17 protein-coding genes are annotated in these 19,261 nt (G+C 41.3%); 8 read left to right on the top strand and 9 right to left on the bottom strand.

The features are described from left to right. Window positions 1–203 precede the first annotated feature (203 nt). Together ACRPI0_RS13975 and ACRPI0_RS13980 are read left to right on the top strand one after the other, a co-directional pair. The gene (locus ACRPI0_RS13975) at window positions 204–644 is read left to right on the top strand and encodes a MarR family winged helix-turn-helix transcriptional regulator (RefSeq protein WP_432353349.1); all 441 of its coding nucleotides are present in this window, start codon (window positions 204–206) and stop codon (window positions 642–644) included. 28 nt (window positions 645–672) lie between these two features. Next, window positions 673–2,013: an MFS transporter gene (locus tag ACRPI0_RS13980; RefSeq protein WP_432353350.1), complete on the top strand. Its 1,341-nt coding sequence runs from the start codon at window positions 673–675 to the stop codon at window positions 2,011–2,013. Window positions 2,014–2,324: 311 nt separating this feature from the next. Here the strand turns inward: ACRPI0_RS13980 and ACRPI0_RS13985 are convergent, their stop codons facing one another. The 4 genes from ACRPI0_RS13985 to ACRPI0_RS14000 form a co-directional block, all read right to left on the bottom strand. Further along, window positions 2,325–2,840 (bottom strand): ankyrin repeat domain-containing protein, encoded by a 516-nt coding sequence (locus ACRPI0_RS13985; RefSeq protein ID WP_432353351.1) that lies wholly within the window; start codon window positions 2,838–2,840, stop codon window positions 2,325–2,327. 478 nt (window positions 2,841–3,318) lie between these two features. Beyond that, a complete protein-coding gene (locus ACRPI0_RS13990) occupies window positions 3,319–3,762 on the bottom strand; it encodes a GNAT family N-acetyltransferase (protein WP_432353352.1) in 444 nt (147 codons plus the stop codon). Between the two features lie 89 nt (window positions 3,763–3,851). After that, the gene (gene csaA, locus ACRPI0_RS13995; protein WP_432353354.1) at window positions 3,852–4,181 is read right to left on the bottom strand and encodes a chaperone CsaA; all 330 of its coding nucleotides are present in this window, start codon (window positions 4,179–4,181) and stop codon (window positions 3,852–3,854) included. 209 nt (window positions 4,182–4,390) lie between these two features. Next, complete coding sequence (locus ACRPI0_RS14000; protein WP_432353356.1) at window positions 4,391–5,965, bottom strand: amidohydrolase; 1,575 nt, start codon at window positions 5,963–5,965, stop codon at window positions 4,391–4,393. A gap of 98 nt (window positions 5,966–6,063) precedes the next feature. On the opposite strand from ACRPI0_RS14000, the gene ACRPI0_RS14005 reads away from it, so the two are divergent. From ACRPI0_RS14005 to pstA, 6 genes are all read left to right on the top strand, one after another. Further along, the gene (locus ACRPI0_RS14005; RefSeq protein WP_432353357.1) at window positions 6,064–6,504 is read left to right on the top strand and encodes a YtoQ family protein; all 441 of its coding nucleotides are present in this window, start codon (window positions 6,064–6,066) and stop codon (window positions 6,502–6,504) included. Between the two features lie 92 nt (window positions 6,505–6,596). Next, on the top strand, window positions 6,597–7,409 hold the full coding sequence (pstB, locus tag ACRPI0_RS14010; protein ID WP_432353358.1) for a phosphate ABC transporter ATP-binding protein PstB: 813 nt from the start codon (window positions 6,597–6,599) through the stop codon (window positions 7,407–7,409). 159 nt (window positions 7,410–7,568) lie between these two features. Further along, window positions 7,569–10,346 (top strand): ATP-binding protein, encoded by a 2,778-nt coding sequence (locus tag ACRPI0_RS14015; protein ID WP_432353359.1) that lies wholly within the window; start codon window positions 7,569–7,571, stop codon window positions 10,344–10,346. 191 nt (window positions 10,347–10,537) lie between these two features. Continuing rightward, on the top strand, window positions 10,538–11,497 hold the full coding sequence (locus ACRPI0_RS14020) for a PstS family phosphate ABC transporter substrate-binding protein (RefSeq protein WP_432355972.1): 960 nt from the start codon (window positions 10,538–10,540) through the stop codon (window positions 11,495–11,497). A 36-nt stretch (window positions 11,498–11,533) separates the two neighbouring features. Next, the gene (gene pstC / locus ACRPI0_RS14025) at window positions 11,534–12,484 is read left to right on the top strand and encodes a phosphate ABC transporter permease subunit PstC (RefSeq protein ID WP_432353360.1); all 951 of its coding nucleotides are present in this window, start codon (window positions 11,534–11,536) and stop codon (window positions 12,482–12,484) included. A gap of 1 nt (window position 12,485) precedes the next feature. After that, window positions 12,486–13,373, top strand: coding sequence for a phosphate ABC transporter permease PstA (gene pstA, locus ACRPI0_RS14030; protein WP_432353362.1), 888 nt, complete (start codon window positions 12,486–12,488; stop codon window positions 13,371–13,373). A 44-nt stretch (window positions 13,374–13,417) separates the two neighbouring features. Here pstA and ACRPI0_RS14035 read toward each other — a convergent pair whose 3' ends face one another. The 5 genes from ACRPI0_RS14035 to cdaA all read right to left on the bottom strand — a co-directional run bounded on the left by ACRPI0_RS14035 (window position 13,418) and on the right by cdaA (window position 19,142). Beyond that, window positions 13,418–13,798 carry a response regulator transcription factor gene (locus tag ACRPI0_RS14035; RefSeq protein WP_432353363.1) on the bottom strand — a complete coding sequence of 127 codons (381 nt, stop codon included), beginning with the start codon at window positions 13,796–13,798 and terminating at the stop codon, window positions 13,418–13,420. Between the two features lie 29 nt (window positions 13,799–13,827). Continuing rightward, window positions 13,828–15,429, bottom strand: coding sequence for a diguanylate cyclase (locus tag ACRPI0_RS14040; protein ID WP_432353364.1), 1,602 nt, complete (start codon window positions 15,427–15,429; stop codon window positions 13,828–13,830). A gap of 128 nt (window positions 15,430–15,557) precedes the next feature. After that, complete coding sequence (gene glmM, locus ACRPI0_RS14045) at window positions 15,558–16,907, bottom strand: phosphoglucosamine mutase (protein ID WP_432355973.1); 1,350 nt, start codon at window positions 16,905–16,907, stop codon at window positions 15,558–15,560. A 41-nt stretch (window positions 16,908–16,948) separates the two neighbouring features. After that, window positions 16,949–18,310, bottom strand: coding sequence for a CdaR family protein (locus ACRPI0_RS14050; protein WP_432353365.1), 1,362 nt, complete (start codon window positions 18,308–18,310; stop codon window positions 16,949–16,951). Further along, entirely contained in the window at window positions 18,303–19,142 is an 840-nt protein-coding gene (gene cdaA / locus ACRPI0_RS14055) for a diadenylate cyclase CdaA (protein ID WP_432353366.1), read from the bottom strand. The genes ACRPI0_RS14050 and cdaA overlap by 8 nt, the downstream gene beginning before the upstream one ends. Between the last annotated feature and the right edge of the window lie 119 nt (window positions 19,143–19,261).

Genomic DNA, 19,261 nt, shown 5'->3' on the forward strand with positions numbered 1-19,261 from the left:
CCACAAACTGCACCTGATTGCGGAATTAAAATATTTATCTTTTACTTTCCAACCTCTCCCCGTCCCTCACTGAATATTTTTAAATTAATTCTTTCTCCCGTCTTTACACCCTCAAATTAATCAATATGTTGACTATATTATTAAAGGGTACTATAATTACGAAAGTCAACATGTTGATTAATTCTATTAGAGGGGGCAGAAATGTGGAAGATAAAGATACCCAACTGGCATACACCGCATTGGACATTATCCGTGTAGCTAACATATTGGAAAGACTAGGTGGAAAGTATGCGCTTGAAGCAGATCTAGACAGTGTACAGCAATACATGATTTTGTCGTTGTTAAACGCTGAACCTAATTTATCTATGGGAGATCTCCAGCAAAATACATTAGTGACAAAACAAGCAATCACAGGTGTTGTTGATCGTCTAAAAAAAGGAGGCTATTTGGAAACATACAAGGACTCAAAGGATCGTAGAATTACCCGCGTCCTTTTGACCGAGAAAGGTAAGAAGGCATTACAAGCTACAATACCTAAGAGGATTTCCGGGAATCAGGAAGCATTTTCTATTTTAAGCGAGGAAGAAATTTCCCAATTATCAGGGATTTTTTCTAAGCTAATCCTACATTTAAAGAATATATAGATTATTGGTACAGGAGAAGATATTACACATGACTAGTCAATTAAAGCGATTAAACTTTTCAATTTGTTTTATGTTAATATTTGCTACGATGAATTCGACAATGATGAATATTGCATTACCGAAATTTGCAGAGGAGTTTGTTTTAACACCTACTGAAGTGAGCTGGGTTACTTCAATTTTTAGTTTGATGTTTGGTATCGGGGCCGTTATTTTCGGGAAATTGGCTGACATCTATCCGATTCGACGCTTACTTGTAATTGGTATTATCATTTTCATGATCGGTTCATTGATCGGTTTTTTCACCACTAACTTCGGATTGGTTATCCTCGCACGAATTATACAAGGTTTTGGTGCAGCAGCGCTCCCGGCATTAAGTATGGTAATGGGACCTCGATTTTATCCACCAGCATTTCGTGGTAAAGTACTCGCAATGGTCTTTTCAATGGTTGCACTTGGGGCTGCAGCTGGTCCTATTTTGGGCGGTTTTTTAACAGATTGGTTTGGTTTGGAAGCATTATTCGCAATTAATTTCTTAAGTCTATTAGGATTGCCTATTTTTCTTAAGTATGCGCCTAAAGAAGAAACAAAAACTGGGACTTTCAATATTCTCGGTGCGATTATTTTTACGCTTGCGATTACTTCAATTTTAATGGGCATCAACGTTTCTAGTTGGCTACTACTTGCAGCAGCTGTTCTGCTATTTATTTTCTACTTGCAAAGTAATCGGACTGAAGATCCATTTATTGAGATTAAAATTTTTAAAAACCGCTCGTTCAGCTTAGTACTTTTAATGAGTTTTTTAAATACGATCACCTATATGGGAACGCTATTTATCCTCCCGCTAATGCTTTCAAAAGCGAACGGTTTATCAGCCAATTGGATTGGCCTCGTTTTATTCCCGGGTGCTCTTCTCACGGCGATATTGGGACCACAAGTTGGCCGTTTAATTCAAATAAAAAGTAGCCGATTCATCAACCAATGGGCTTTTGTTTTGATGGCTGTCGCTTGTTTGGGACTTTCTACAATAGTTGGGTTTTCTCCAATTTGGATCTCTATAATGACCATTTTCATATTTTTAGGTTTTACAGCGAATCAAACAGCATTTTCCAGTTATATATCACAAATTTTACCGCCCAATCAGATTGGAATTGGGCTGGGCTTATTCACTTTAATGACATTCTTGGCTTCCGCTATAGGTATTTCATTGTACGGTCGTTTCCTTGATTTAAAAAGCGGACATTGGAATATTTTGAACAGCTCTTCCTATGGCCCTTATAGCAACGCGTTACTTCTGGCAGCTATTGTTATGTTGTTAGCGATGATTGTCCTTGCTTTGGAAAAGAAAGTGAAAAAGGTTGAAGCGTTGTAGCATCCTCAATTTATAGGTGATACGCTAACTTTGTAAAGTGTACCCTTTGTAAAGGACTTTTTGAAAATAGCTAGGCTACTTGAAGAAGATGGTGTCTGTATTTTACAGGCATCATCTTTTTTAGGTTCCATTGACCACGCTAATGATTGTAATATAAGTTGAACTTCTTCTAGTGTTAACAACTCATATTTTGCCCAAATTAATAACAACTACCCTTATTCAACAATAAAATTGCCCGATTACAGCACAGTCCTTATCCCACAACTGCCCCAGATTCTTGAAGAGGGTTTTTGTTATTTTAACAATAATCTTTAGGCAGGATCCATAAGCTGCTTTAATTGTTCCGCCACTTGGTTATTCCCTTTTTCTACTGCTAATTCCAATGCAGTTTTCCCTTCATCAACTTTCGCAGCAACAGGGGCCCCATGCCTTATCAGAAGACTAATTAATTGGGTGTTATCGTCGTGAAACGCAGCAGTATGTAAGGCCGTATGACCATTGCTATCAAATATATCTGTTTTGGCTTTATTCTTTAAAAGAAGTTCAATAATCTCAAAATTCCGTGCCCCAGCAATGGCAGCATGAAGTGCTGTATTTGAAGGGATATACTCTACTTTAGAATGAGAAACTTCATCAACATCTGCATGAAAATCTAAAAGTATTTGTACAGAATTCACATATCCTAAATGTGATGCAAATCCTAGCGGAGTTAATCCTTGTACATTTTCAACATTTACCAACGAGGGGGTTGAAGTAAGGTTCTTTTTTAAAGCTTGAACATCATTTGATTCTAAACATTCGAATACCCCATTCACATTTGAATTCATAATTAAGTCCTCCTTAATTTTCAAGTTAAAGTAGCTCACCATATTAAATGTATTTCTCTGCAACCTTTTAAAGCTCCAACTTATTTCGTTAAATGGCCCGATTGTAGCTTAGCCCTTATGCATTAATCCCCCCATTTACTAAACAATTTCAATTCAAGAGTTATAGCCAAATGAAATTATAAATATCATTGCAATTAAAGATACAACGATAAAAGTCGTACAAATTAAAGTTATCACTGCGGTTAAACTTTTAGGTATGTTAGTCCGATTTTTCCAAGTGGCTACTAACAAAAAAATACTGAGTAAAATAATGATTAGAAAAATTGTTAAGAAAGCAGAACGTTCTTTAACCATATTCAACAATTTTATTGCACCTGCCTTTTCTTACATACATTGCTTAACTACTTGGCTCGATTGAAGGGTAACACGTATGCAGTTATCGCCCCCCCCTTTAACGGAGGAATCGATTAAATAGTTATTAAATCAAACTTAATTCATAATGGTAAAATTGTGTATCCCGCACATATCCGTTTTTTTCATATAATTTTTGAGCAGCATAGTTATCTGGTGCTGTCTCCAAAACAATACTTTTCGCACCTGTTTTAAGAGCATAATCTTTCGCCTTATGTAAAAGCACTTGTCCTATTCCTAGTTTTCGAGCTTCTAAATCAACAAACATGTCATTCAGTATCCATGCTTTTTTCATAGAGATTGATGAAAAAACGGGATAAAGTAATGTCAATCCCACGTACTTTTGATTGTTCTTAACAACAAATATTACGGATTCTTCATTTTCCAGACGTTCTTTTATGTATTTCTTAGCCCCCTCTAAATCTGATGGTTTTTCATAGAACATGCGGTATGAATTAAATAAATTTGATACACCTTCTAAATCCTCAATCGTAGCTTGATATGTTTCCATTTGAAATCCCCCTATCGGTTTTTAATTATACATTTTGTACCTCGGTTCGATAAATATTATTCCTAGAAATGACCCTGTTGTAGATAACCTCAGGCAACAGGCGTACCATTCTTAACGGGTTGTTGAGGTTGTAAAAGCACCACGTCATCTTCATCTAGAACACCACCAATTACCAAGACTTCGGACTTAAAGCCTGCGATACGTCTCGGCGGGAAGTTGACTATGGCTACTACTTGATTTCCTATCAGCTGTTCCGGCTCATACCTCTGCGTAATTTGGGCTGAAGAATGTTTAATGCCTATTTCTCCAAAATCAATTTCTAACTTAATTGCAGGCTTTCGCGCTTCTGGAAATGGATCTGCTTTCAACACAGTACCCACGCGAATATCCAATTTTAAAAAGTCTTCGATTGAAGCCAACACTATCACCTCATATTTTTATTTCAGCTCTAATTTTATGCTTTATATCAATTCAGCCAATTTGCGGAACATTCAATTCTATCTAAATTAATTATATCACTTTTATGCGAAACACCTAACATTCCTTACAAAACCTTACAAATTATAAGAAACTTCTAATCCCACGTTAATTGTGAGATTAGAAGTTCCAGTGTTAGATAATCGAGTTTTCACTTTCCTTTATACATAATCTCCCCCGCCACAACAGTCATGACGGTTTTCGCTTTCAGCATATCTTCGCTGTCCACAGTCAACAAATCACGATCAAGGATGGTGAAGTCTGCATCGAAACCTTTTGCAATTTTGCCGCGACTGTCTGCTTTGTCGATGGTCGCTGCACTTCCTGAAGTAAACAGAGCCACAGATTCATAACGGCTTAGTTTCTCTTCTGGCAGATACCCTTCGTGCGTTTCTCCCGGCTTCCGACGAGTTGCGGCTGCATAGATACCGAGCAATGGATTGACTTCTTCTACAGGGGCATCTGACCCTCCCCCGCAGATGAAACCACGGTCAATTAGCTTTTTCCATGCATAGGCCCAGTCTAATCGGTCCTTCCCAAGACGGTCTTCGGCCCATGGGAAATCAGACGATACAAATACTGGCTGGATGTCGAGGATGACCGGCAGTTTTTCTAGACGGTCAACTAGCTCAGCACTCAGTACATTAACGTGGATAATTCGATCCCGCTTCCCTTCTAGTGGCGGATTCGCTTCAATCGCATCAAGCACTTTTTCAACAGCTTTGTCTCCAATGGTATGCACCGCCACCGCTACATTGTATTTGCGAGCGAGTGCAATGTTATTCTGGATTTCTTCATTCGTCAAAACAGCCATGCCTGAGTTTTCAGGATCATCGGAATACGGCTTGCTTAATAACGCCGTCTTTCCACCTAGTGATCCGTCAATAAAGAACTTCATCTCTCCACCGTGTATCCATGGTTCATCATATGTTGCTTTATCATCCATTAATAACTGAAAGACCGTCGAACGGCGCAGCAAATGGGCACGGAACTTAATCTTTTCTTCCCCAATGACATTTCGGAACGCTTGTAACGGATCGCGGTAATCTGCATAATAGCCTAAATCATCCGTGACTGCCCCTGTAATCCCTCGTGCTAGCAAGTCTTCAACTGATACCTGCAATGCATGTGTGAGTGCTGCTTCATCTGGCACAGGAATGACCGCTTCTACCAGATCCCCCGCGCCTTCAAGTAACAGGCCTGTCGCCTCTCCCGAATCATCTCGAACAATAGTTCCATTATCAGGGTCAGGCGTGTCCCTCGTAATCCCAGCGAGTTCAAGAGCTTTCGAATTTGCGAGTGCAGTGTGACGGCATGTACGTTTTAAAAACATGGGAGACGCGCTGATTGTATCTAATTCGGAGCGTGTTACAATTCGGGAATCTGCGAAGTTATTTTCGTTCCACCCGTCCGCTATAAACCACTCACCTTCTATATGATCAGCAGCCGCTTCTTTTAAACGTCCAAGCATATCTTCTGCAGAAGTCGCATACGACAGATCTAATTGTAATAACCGACTACCGTGACCAATCATATGCATATGGCTATCGATGAATCCGGGATACATAACTGCCCCACGCAAATCCACGTCGTTGTCTGCTTGCGTTCGCAACATATCTAAGGTTCCTACTTCAATTACAGTTCCATCTTCTATCAACACAGCTTCTACTGTTTCGCCTTCTTTTAGCATCGTGTAAATAATGCCATTATGCCAGATTGTTTTCATATCCCCATCCCACTCCTTTTTACTTAGTGTACTCGCCACGACAACTTGTAGCAATATTCTGCTACAATGGAATTACTAGATTCAAGGAGGAGATATGCATGGAATTATCGGTGTACTTAGCAGGTGAAATCCACAGTTCGTGGCGTGATGAAATTAAACAAAAAGCAGCTGCACTTCGTTTGCCCGTGACGTTTTATGGTCCTATGGAAGACCATGACCGTTCCGACAACATCGGTGAGGAAATATTGGGGCAACAACACGATCCACTCGCAAAAGACGCAGCAGCATCGAGCTTCAATAACTTACGAACTGAATTGTTACTGAAGAAATGCGATCTCGTCATTGCTCTATTCGGTGAAAAGTATAAACAATGGAATACTGCAATGGATGCTAGTACTGCAGTCGCACTCAACAAGCCGCTAATCTTAATCCGCCCCTACGAGCATCACCATCCTTTAAAGGAACTATCTAGAAAAGCTCATGCCACTGTAGAAACACCAGACCAAGCGTTAAAGGCGTTGCAATATATTTTCGAGTGATCAAACTTTACACAATCTTTACACTGCCTTCATATCCCCTCAACACTTCAACTTTATACTGATGAAGAAGTTACAAGAGAGGGGCAGCGAGCATGACTACATTAACTAATTACCGATCAGCCACTCGATTGCGGGTCGTTGCACGAACGGAAGCGCCCGCAGCGATTTTCACAACGGAAGGTCTGAACGTTTGGTATGGAGATACTCACGCACTAAAAAATATCGATTTAACGATTTTTGAAAACGAAGTAACAGCTATCATCGGACCATCTGGTTGCGGGAAATCCACATACCTAAAAACATTAAATCGAATGGTGGAAACCAATCCAGCTGTCCGTATTTCAGGAACTGCCCAATTTAAAGAGACCGATTTACTCAACGGTACCGTCGAACTCTTACGCTCCGAAGTCGGTATGGTATTCCAAAAACCAAACCCGTTCCCTAAATCGATTTACGACAATGTCGCTTATGGACCGAAACTCCATGGAATCCGTAAAAAAGCAATATTGGACGAAATCGTTGAAAACAGTCTAAAAAAAGCTGCGTTATGGGATGAAGTCAAAGATCGTCTAACCGCAAGTGCGTTTGGACTATCTGGTGGCCAACAACAACGACTCTGTATCGCACGTTCACTTGCCATTGAGCCTTCCGTCTTACTCATGGATGAACCGACTTCCGCACTAGACCCGGTTTCAACCAATAAAGTGGAAGAATTGATTGGAGAATTGAAAAAAGACGTATCCATTGTTATCGTTACACACAATATGCAGCAAGCTGCAAGAATTTCCGATCGTACTGCTTTCTTCTTGAATGGTGAAGTGGTCGAATATGAACGGACTGAGGCCATTTTCGAGCGACCATCCAGTCACTTGACCGATGATTATGTAAACGGACGTTTTGGTTGAACAACGGACTATCTATTCCCTTATAACTTAGGGGAATAGATGGTTTTTTTTATTCAGAAAAAACTCCTACGTAAAACGGACTAGCATGATAGAATAGGAGTATCAAATCAAAAGATAATGAGGTGTACTGTGCGTAAAAAGAGCATTCGTACCTATTACATGAGAATCATAGCAGTGCTCTCGATCGGATTGCTTCTATTATTAGCGGGTGCTTATTTTTATAGCACCTCCTTGTTTGAACACCGAAGCGAAAAGCTCGTTGCCCAAACGGAAAAGGCACAAGTGATCGGTGAACTATCCGATAGCATTTCGAATCTCTTTTTTCGTAGTCGTGGATTTTACGCATTTAAATTAGAGCACGAACTAAAATTAGCTCATGCCGAACTTCGTCATATTGATGAATTAAATGATAAATTGAACACGATAGAGTTAACGAAACAAGAAAAGCAATTCACTACCGAAATTAAAGGTTTCATCTCTAATTTCGAACAAGTCATTCTCCCTAAAGCGATTTCATTCGTTGACAACGACGACTACAAGAGCTTACGTGAACTATCCAATAGTGGAACAAATTTGTCCGTCAATCAGTTCATCAAGTATGCCGGACAATACGAAATCCAGGCTCAAAACGCTCGAGATGAGTTTTACCAGCAATCTGAAAAACAGTTAAATCAACTCTATCTTGGCATTTTGTTCGTCGGGATTGCAGCTCTTCTATTTCTCATTTACTTTAATTGGCGTGTTTTGAGTAACTTCATAACACCGATTGAAGAAATGACAATTGCAACTGAGCGATATCTATCCGACGAAGACGTTAATTATGAACCTGAAGTTCGGCAAGATGAACTCGGCTCCCTATCTCGATCGTTTGCTGGGATGATGGGAACCATTCAAGTTAAAGAACAGGAATTACTTGCACAAAATGAGGAACTGATGTCTCAGCAAGACGAATTACTATTTCAACAGGACGAAATGTTCATCCAACAGAGAAAACTTGAAGATGCTCTTTCAGAAGCCCGTTATTCAAAAATCCGATTGGAACGCTATAACGGATTAAGTCATCAACTATCCTTCTCAGACGATGCAAAAGGAATTGCTACCTCCACACTCAATTACTTAGATACGATGTTCTTAATCGATCAGGGCGTCATCTATATGCCAACGAACGACGTGCATGTGCTACAAGGATTTACGGAAGAAGCATTTGAGAACTATCCTACAGAGTTAGCGCAACTAGCACTTGAACGTTTAAAGAAAGAACCTTATTTTCAGCTAGAACGAGTTGGTGAAGATGGTTCCATTTCCTATGACTTTTACGCAGCCCCCCATGTGGTAGACCACACGTTCAAAGCATTATTTGTTCTCAGTCGTTCATCGCATGAATTCACGGTAGAAGATCAGTCCGATTTGTTTAGTCTGGCCAATCGTGTTTCATTTGCGATTGACCGGATTGACCAACATCAATTGATCAGCAAAGAAAGACAGTTGAACCAAACGATTTTAGACAACTTGGAAGAAGGCATACATTTCATATCGAACGATGGTCTTCCTATGCAAGTAAACTATGCGTTGTCAGAGTTAATCAGCCAATCCAATGACACACTTTCCAACAAGAATTGGGCAAGTCGCTTGGCAAACCTAACCTCTGACCCCGATACTTTACTGCACTTTGTAAATGAGGCTCTGTCGGATGAAACGGATGAACTTGCGGAGACTGTTTATTCCATTTCAGGTCCTAAAGGTAAAGTGATTTCTCTCTACGGATCTCCTGTACACTATGAAGGACAACGAATTGGTACGCTATTTGTGCATAGGGATATCACACGGGAATTTGAAATCGATAAGATGAAAACCGAACTCGTCTCTACTGTGAGTCATGAATTACGGACACCATTGTCTAGCATTCTAGGATTCACGGAACTCCTGATTGGCAAAGAGATGGATAGCACGAGACGGGCACGTTACCTTGACGCTATCTATAAGGAAGCCAAACGTCTGACTTCACTCATCAATGACTTTTTGGATGTTCAAAGGATGGAATCAGGCAATCAGGAATACACTATGCAAGAAGTGGACATTACAGAAATTGCAGAACAAACGATACGGAACTTCCCTGTACAGGGTAACCATTCGATTAAGTTGCTGCCCGAAACGAAACAGACAATTTGCATGGCAGATTCAGATCGTTTGATCCAAGTGTTTACGAACCTCCTGAGCAATGCTATTAAATTCTCTCCTGATGGTGGTGATGTGTTGGTTAAACTTGTTACACAAGGCACTAATTTAAGAGTTACGATAAAAGACCAAGGCATCGGAATTCCAGCGTTTGATTTGAAACATATGTTTGAAAAGTTCTATCGATTCGATAATTCGTATCGACGTAAAATCGGTGGAACTGGACTGGGTCTTGCGATTTGCCGCAAGATTATCGAAAAACATGACGGGGAAATTGTTGTGGAGTCTGAGGAAAACGTCGGCACTGCTGTAAGCTTTACGATTCCATTAAAACCATCTCAGACGAAATTGCCTGAACGATCCGGTTTGCCTGCAATCGTAGTTGTAGAAGATGATTCAAGCATCGCTCTATTGTTAGAGGAAGAATTGAAAGCACATGAATACGAAGTCGTTCATTTTAAAGACGTAGCTAGCTCTTTCACCTACGCTAAAGAATACCAACCAGATTGCATGGTTATCGATTTAATGTTGCAAGAGGAGCTGACAGGTTGGGATTTGATCCGTATGTTGAAAGACGATGCAGAGACACGAAACATCCCAATCATTATTTCTTCAGCACTTGAACGTGAGGAAGAGCTGACGCGAAAATTCGGAATCAGTCATTACATGACAAAACCTTATCCACTTCGTACGCTCTCCGAAACCGTTGCGAATACGTTGAAAGTCGAGGATGGGCGTATCTTATATCCATCAAACGAGTAAGAGAAAGCTACTAGAAACAGCCTGTATCAGTTGCTGTTTCTAGTAGCTTTTTGTTTGTAAAAGAATCCTAACGCATCTTTACATAGCCTTTACAGTTCTCCCATACTTCCTTTACAATCACTCCCTATACTAAAGGTTGAAAGTACATTCTTTCAAAACGTACACAAAGGGGAGAACATTCATTGATTAAAATGATTCGTAAAACCGTCCTAATCGGAGCCGCAGCACTCGCACTAACCGCGTGTAGTCAAAACAAAGAAGAAAGCGGTACAGCTTCTGCCAATGAATCGAAAGCACTCGAAGGTAGTGTTCTGGTCGATGGATCTGGCACCGTCTACCCTCTCATGGCAAAACTTGCTGAAAACTACATGTTGGAAGAACAAGAAGGCGTTTCTGTAGAAGTAAGCCGTGCTGGTACAAGTGCCGGTTTCAAAAAGTTCCTAGTTAAAGACGGAACAGATTTCAATGATGCATCCCGTCAAATAAAAGATGAAGAAACACAAGCTGCTAAAGAAGCCGGCATTGACGTGAAAGAACTTAAGCTAGCGCTCGACGGGCTTACATTCGTTGTGAACAAAGAGAATGATTGGGTCGATCAGTTGACTCCTGAACAACTAATTCAGATTTTCACAGCTGATGGACATGTAACAAAATGGTCAGATTTGGATCCTTCATGGCCGGATGATGAGATTAAAGCCATGGGACCAAACGAGAACCACGGCACTTATGAATTCTTCTATGAAAAAGTATTGGAAGAACAAGACTTGAAAGAATCGGTAAACTTGCAACAAGACTACTCAACACTTGTATCACTTGTTTCTGAAGACAAAAATGGAATCGCATTTTTCGGATTTGGCTATTATGCAGGTAACCAGGAGAAATTGCAGGCAGTTCCTGTTGACTTCGGTGCTGGCCCGGTTGAACCGTCTCTTGAAACAATCGCAGAAGATGGCGATTACGCACAATTTACACGTCCCGTGTTTACGTATTTAAATGTCGGCCATGCAAAAGAAAAGCCACAAGTACTCGATTATGCTAAATATGTATTGGAAGAAGCCAATAAGGTTGCAGGCGAGACTGGATTTGCTCCGATTCCTGAAGCTGAAAGCAAAGAGAACTTAGACTATCTGAACACACTCAGTAACGAGTGATACTCGCTACGCTTGGACCAAAGGAGGACGTGATTGATGGCACCTGAATCAGAAGTCAACTCGAGTCGTGAAGTTCGTAATCTCATCCGTAGCAACCAGAATCAGAAGACACTCAGAAAATCTGTGGAATCCTGGATTCCTCGTTTTCTATTTCTACTAGCATTTCTTTCGGTTTTAACAACTGTAGGAATACTCATAATTCTAATGACAGAAACAGTTGAGTTCTTTAAGACGGTACCTCTACTGGACTTTTTCACAGGTACTGTTCTGAAACCACTGAGCCAAACACCTGAATTTGGTATCTTACCACTTGTGATGGGGACACTCGTTTCCTCCGGCATTGCTCTATTGGTTGCTGGACCAATCGGGATCATGGCAGCGATCTTTTTAAGCGAATATGCTTCACGACGTGTTCGTAGCATCCTGAAACCAGCTCTTGAATTGTTGGCAGGTGTTCCGACCATTGTCTACGGGTTCTTTGCTTTCACGTTTATAACGCCGCTACTGCGACAATGGATTCCTAGTTTGGAAGCGACCAATATTTTAAGTCCTGGTCTTGTAATGGGGATCATGATCATTCCAATGATCGCTTCTCTTTCTGAAGACGCTATGCAATCCGTTCCTGAAGCAATGCGTGAGGGATCTGCAGCGCTTGGTGCTACTAAACTAGAGACTGCACTGAAAGTGGTCGTTCCCGCCGCCCTTTCCGGTATTATTGCATCATTCGTTCTCGGTGTCTCACGCGCCCTTGGAGAAACGATGATTGTTGCGATTGCGAGTGGTAGCTCTAAAAACTTCTCATTCAATATTACAGAATCCATGCAGACGATGACTGCATACATCGTTGAAGTGACAAGCGGGGATGCCGCTGCCGGCTCAACCGTCTACTATAGTCTGTATGCAGTCGCCATGACACTCTTCGTCATCACATTAACGATGAATGTAATCGCCGGTAAAATCTCACGAAAGTTCAGGGAGGTGTACTAACTTGTTACATACCGGACAACGTACTTCAAGTCCATCCCGTATCCGCTTCCGCCTTCTGGCTGATCGCTCAGCGAAATGGATTTTTGCAGCGGCCGCTCTGTTTGGCATCTTCATCATGGGGGTCCTGTTGGTCAGGATTACTTCTGAAGGCGCAAGTTTTTTGTCGCTAGACTTCCTGACAGGGCGGTTTTCAACTCTTCCTGAACGCGCTGGAATTATGGGAGCCATTCTCGGGACCTTCTGGCTCCTCCTAGTGGTCGTTCCTGTAACCATGATCATCGGGATTGGATCCGCCATCTACTTGGAGCTCTATTCAAGAAGTGGGAAGCTGAAAACGTTCATCCAGACCAATATTGGAAATCTAGCTGGTGTTCCATCCATCGTCTACGGGATTCTCGGATTGACAGTTTTTGTACGGGCGTTTGAACTTGGTGGAGTAGTTCTCGCTGGTGGCCTTACCTTATCCCTACTCATTCTCCCTATTGTCATTGTCGCAGCTCAAGAGGCTCTACGTTCAGTGCCCAGTCAGCTCGGAGATGCATCGTACGCACTCGGTGCTTCGAAGTGGCAGACCATTCAATCGGTTATTTTACCTGTTGCCCTACCTGCAATCCTGACAGGGGCTATATTAGCTCTTTCCCGGGCCATAGGAGAAACCGCCCCACTCGTTGTTCTTGGTATTCCTGCATTGCTCATTCCATTTCCAGGAGGGATTTTAGATCGTTTCACCGTGTTGCCTATGCAAATCTATTATTGGACATTGGATGCGGCACTCGTTTCTGAATATGCTCATCTAGCTGCAGCTGCAAGTATCGTGTTATTGATAAGCTTATTTCTTCTAAATGGATCTGCAATCTATTTACGCAACAAATACAAGATGAATATTTGAAAACGCAAAAAACGCTAACTTCCAATTCAGGAGTTAGCGTTTTTTTATAAGCTTACGGTCCCTTCTAGCACTTGTTTAACGAGCGCAACAAGCTCCGAAGGACTAAATGGTTTTGGCATGAAATAGTCCGCTCCAAAATGTGCAGCTAAATCCCTATCCGACTGTTGCGCTTTTGCAGTGAGCATGATAATAGGAATTCCAAGAGCGAGGGGTTGCAAGCGTTCTAACACTTCAGGTCCTGTCAATTTAGGCATCATATAATCTAACAGAATGACGTCATATTGACCTGTTGCTGCCTTATCGAATCCTTCTTGACCATCTTGTGCTTCTTCTACAGTATATCCTTCAAAAGAAAGTGTATCAGCGATCAGCATACGTAAGATTTCTTCATCGTCGATCACCAATATCTTTTTACTTTCTTCCATAAGCGTTCCTCCCGATCAGGTCAATTTGTTTAGAACAAACGCGATGCTAAGTTCTGAATCCTGGATAGGATTTCATTCTTTTGGAACGGTTTCATCAGATAGTCATCTGCTCCGAGCCAGAGTGCAGATTTAATGTCCTCTTCACTCGTCCGTGCAGTCATCATTGAAACCAAGATATTATTTGCATCCGTTCTACGTTTTAAGCGTTCCAACACTTCCAACCCATCCATAACTGGCATTATTCCGTCGAGAAGAATGATGAAGTGCGTATCGGGATCATACCAATCTGCTGCTAAAAACGAAACACCATCTTCAAACAACTTTACGGATAACTCAATGTCTGGTAAGTTCCATCCAGTGAGTTCTTCTTCCAACATCTTACGGATAAGAAGGTCATCGTCTACGATGATGACTTGAAGTTTCCGTTTCACTTGTACAAGATCTTTATCGAACAATACATTTCGGTTACGTCCTGTCCGTTTTGCCTGATAAAGTGCTTGGTCTGCCTCTAACAGCAGCTTGCTTAGTTCTCCTTCATATTGCGTGATTCCGGCTGAAAATGTAACAGAGAACGAACGATCCCCGTCTTCAAAAACTAACTGATTGAAGGTCTCTCGTAGTCGTTCTACGAATACGTTCGCTTCTTCCTGGTCCCCTGTCAGAAGCAATACAAATTCTTCTCCTCCGTACCTGAAAATATAGTCGGTCTCCCGCTTTTCCGCCAAGGCAATCTTACTGAACGCTATCAAAACTTCGTCTCCAGTTTGATGTCCATATGTATCATTAACGTTTTTAAAATGATCCAAGTCCATCATGATGACTGAAAACGGAGCACCTGAACGTTGGTTTAAACGTTCACTATACTTCAGTATTTCGTCTAAACGCTTACGATTTCCTACACCCGTTAACCCATCCGTTGTAATGGATTGACTAATTCCTTTACGCAACTTATCTCTGTTGAACAAATACGGTAAAAATAATTCCAACTCCAATGGTTTTTTGATGAAGTCCATTAAACCTGCTTGATAGGCTCGGCTAACTGCTTCATTAGAATTATCACTGCTCATTAATATAGAAACCACTTGGCGGCTTGCTACCGTGTCACAAATCTTCTCGAATACTTCTAGTCCTGTCATGTCAGGAAGGTGCAAATCGATCATCACCATATTAGGTTGCATATCGTAGAACAGTTGAATACCACGTGTCCCATTCATCGCTACAAGCACTTGAGCACCTAGATGCTCGAGAAGTTCCTTGACGAACGAGACAAATTCCAAATCATCGTCAATGATTAAGATGAATGTCTCTTGGTCAAAGTGATTGGCGTATACTTCTGGCACCATAATTTCTCTGCTTTTCTTCTTGTTACCGTCTATTAATAATCGGATATTTTTCTTAAAATTCTTCAACGAGGACACTGGGATACCAGATTCATCGTCCGGTGATAATATTTCTAAATGCGCAGTACAAAACTCCGCTAAATCGTTTAAACCAATCGTCCCTGCAGTTCCTTTCAATGTATGAAGAAACGCATAAAGTTCAGACTCATTCACGAATTTCTTCGTATCCCATTGCGCAAAAGAAGACTCAATCTTATCAACGAGTAGTTTTCGATACTTATCGTAGTCCACCCACGCACCTCCTCATTCCCAAATACCTTCTGTCTGTTGTTGTCACGCAATTCTTTCATAACACTAACTTGTAAAAAAGAACTGAAGCCCTTTTTAATACGGGAACTTCAGTTCTTCATAAAGACGATTTACTCTAATCCCATTTCTTTCGTGACTACAGTCACAATCCGGGCACTATAGCTTTCACACGCTTCCGTTGTAGGTGCCTCGACCATCACACGTACCAACGGCTCTGTTCCAGAAGGACGTACGAGAACACGGCCTTCTCCAGCCATCTCCCTTTCCACTTCCGTAATGATAGCAGCGACTTTTGCGTTATCTGTTACTGCATGTTTATCCGTCACACGGATATTCACTAGCTTCTGAGGATAAATAGACATACCACTCGTTAACTCTGAGAGCTTCTTGCCCGTACGCTTCATAATATTCACAAGCTGAAGTCCAGTAATCAGACCGTCTCCTGTAGTGTTGTAGTCTAACAATACAATGTGGCCTGATTGTTCGCCACCCAAATTGTAATTACCTCGTCGCATTTCTTCTACCACGTAGCGGTCACCAACTGCAGTCTGAGCGCTTTGAATTCCTTGTTCCTCTAAAGCCTTATAGAATCCAAGATTACTCATAACGGTTGAAACGATCGTATCGGAATTCAATGCCCCTTTAGAGTGAAGGTAGTTACCGATAACGTACATGATTTGGTCTCCATCCACGATAGCACCTGTTTCATCTACAGCAATCAGGCGGTCTCCATCACCATCGAATGCAAGTCCGATTTGGGCATTTTTCTCAAGAACCAGTTTTGCAAGCTCTTCTGGATGTGTCGAACCCACGCCATCATTAATATTTAATCCGTTAGGAGACGCACCCATCGTTGTTAAATCCGCTTCAAGATCTGCAAACACGTGTGTCGCAATTGTAGAAGTAGCACCGTGTGCGCAATCGAGAACAACATGCATGCCTTCAAAATCACCATCTATTGTTTGTTTCACATATTGATTGTATTTTTGACAGCCTTCGAAGTACTCAGTGATGGTTCCAACATCCCCGCCTGTAGGCCGCGGTAACGTATCTGTTTCAGCATTCAGCAGCTGTTCAATTTCAGATTCAAGATCGTCCGACAACTTAAAGCCGTCTGCTCCAAAGAATTTAATGCCATTATCTTCGACTGGGTTATGTGAAGCTGAAATCATAACTCCCGCTTGAGCATTCATTGCTCTCGTCAAATATGCAACTCCTGGTGTACTAATAACACCAAGCGTCATGACTTCTACACCAGTAGATAAGAGCCCTGCAATTAAAGCACTTTCTAGCATTTGACCTGAAATTCGAGTGTCTTTTCCAACGAGAACACGTGCTACTTCCGTGGAATGTTGCGTGAGGACATGACCGCCAAAACGTCCTAGCTTAAATGCCAATTCTGGAGTCAATTCTGTATTAGCAACGCCTCTTACACCATCCGTACCGAAATACTTAGTCATTTTCATTCTCCCTTTCGATCCTATCCATTCTGCTATCCTAATTACGCTTGTTCAACCAATATTGAAATATCTTTAAAGTTAACTTCATACTGAACTCCTGGAGGTACTTGCACAACTATTGGCAACACTTGTTCACCTATATGATTCACATTACTTGCATCTGCGTAAATTGAAACGTCAGATTCTGTTAAAGCGTCAATTACTTTTTCTTCACCTGTAACGGTGACAGCCGCCTTTTCATCAGACGGCCTCAATATTTCCCCTGTAAAACTCTTATCTAAACCTCGCAAACCAATTTCTATTCCAGAAAACATACGAGTCTTTTTACTGCTTGTTGTAGTATTTGGCTCGCCTGCTGGTGTTTCTTCCGTTGCTACATCCGAGTTTGTTGAACCATCACTGGAGGGTAGAGATGCCTCGTCATCAGGTTGGTCCTCGTCCGCATTCTGATCTTGCGCTTCAGGAGACACTTGGACATCTATAGTTACATTCACTTTGTCCAAGGACATTTTGGCAATACCTTTAGGCTTATTTAATTCTACTGATTGTTTGCCATTTCCTGATAGGTCACTGACATCCACGTCAACAGTAACCTGCTCAATCGTATCTACTAATTTTCGCGGACCATAGAGTGTCGTTGTTCGTTCGTCAGCTGTTATGGAGTTAATAGTTACACCCTCTTTAGGTGTCCCTTTTTGTTTTACAACAATAGGTACGTCTTTATGATACGCTTCTACATCGACTTTCACAGTAACTTCTTCCGGTTCGATGGAAACATTCAATTTATTTAAGTCACTATCAAGTACTCGAACCCTACCTTTTTGTTCGAAGGATTTGTTAATTCCATTTTCACCTGAAACAGAAACTTTTACAAAGCTAATTGCATCAACAATACTTTTAGCGCCTGTGACTTCAATTGTAGATGGGTCAACTTCCATTTTCACTAACTCATAATCTTCTGCCAACAACTTATCATTCATTTCCGGATCGACTCTGAACGACTGTGTGATTTTCTCTTCAATGTTCACTTCAATTGTTGCAGGGTCTAATTTAACATCAATTTTATCGGAAATGTTCTCATGCTGGATTTGAACCGTATGGCTACCCATTGGCATACTCCGCAGGTCTACTTTTAGAACGAAGTCTTTCAACAATTTAGTTGTTTGCACTAAATTTGCCGGTCCTTTGATGGTCATGTTGACGGTTTCAGGAACCCCTGTCACAACGAGGTTTTCATTGTCATAATAAACTTCCACAGGCACATCACGAATGCTGTCCATCGAATCCCCTATATTTGCAAGAGACGATTTGTCTTGGTCTGCACGCACTGAGAAAAAAAGAAATAGTGCGAGTGCAAGTGCTGTCAATCGAAGAAACCAAGGACTATCCATAAACTTATCCATTTTTCCGCTTCCCCCATTTCCAAATGGAGTTCACAGCGCTAGCTGCTGTCATATCTCCGAACCACGCGAGACGGACAATTTTTTCGAATTCTTCCATTGTAACATTGCGATTAATATCTCCATCACTTGTTACACTAACTGCACCTGTTTCTTCAGATACGATAATTGTGAATGCATCTGTTACCTCACTTATACCTAGGGCGGCCCGGTGGCGTGTTCCCAACTCTTTAGAGATGAATGGACTTTCCGATAGCGGTAAATAACAAGCCGCTGCCGCAATTTTATTTTTTTGAATAATAACGGCTCCATCATGCAACGGTGTATTCGGAATGAATATATTAATGAGCAATTCAGATGAAATATCAGAATTCATGCCGATGCCTGTCTCAATATATTCGCTGAGTCCAGTTTCTTTCTCTACTGTAATGAGCGCTCCGATCCGTCGTTTTGCCATATAGCTAACGGACTTTGTAAATGCAGTGATTAGACGATCGCGTTCTTCTTCTTCCTGCATTTGTGTGCGGGCAAACAAACGGCCTCGACCGAGCTGTTCAAGTGCACGGCGTAACTCCGGTTGGAAGATAATGATAACCGCTAAGAAACCGAATGTCAGAACTTGTTCAACCATCCATTTCAACGTATTGAGTCCTAGCAGATCCGTCAAAATCCTGACAATTAGAATTACAAAAATACCTTTTAATAATTGGACCGCTTTTGTGCCTTTGATAATTGTGATGAGTTTATACACAACAAACCAAACAAGAAGCACATCCAAAATGGCTTTCAGGACTTCAATAGCATTCATATTTGTAATCATTCCCCAATCAGGCATGCGCTTCCCCTACCTTTGTAGACAATTTTTCACTGATTTTAGTATAGCATAACGCGTTCACATCATGCTGTACTTAGACGGAAACGACTCTATTCAAGTTCCCAGGATGACCGAATAAG

Source organism: Sporosarcina sp. A2 (assembly GCF_050858885.1).
Taxonomy (GTDB): Bacteria; Bacillota; Bacilli; order Bacillales_A; family Planococcaceae; genus Sporosarcina.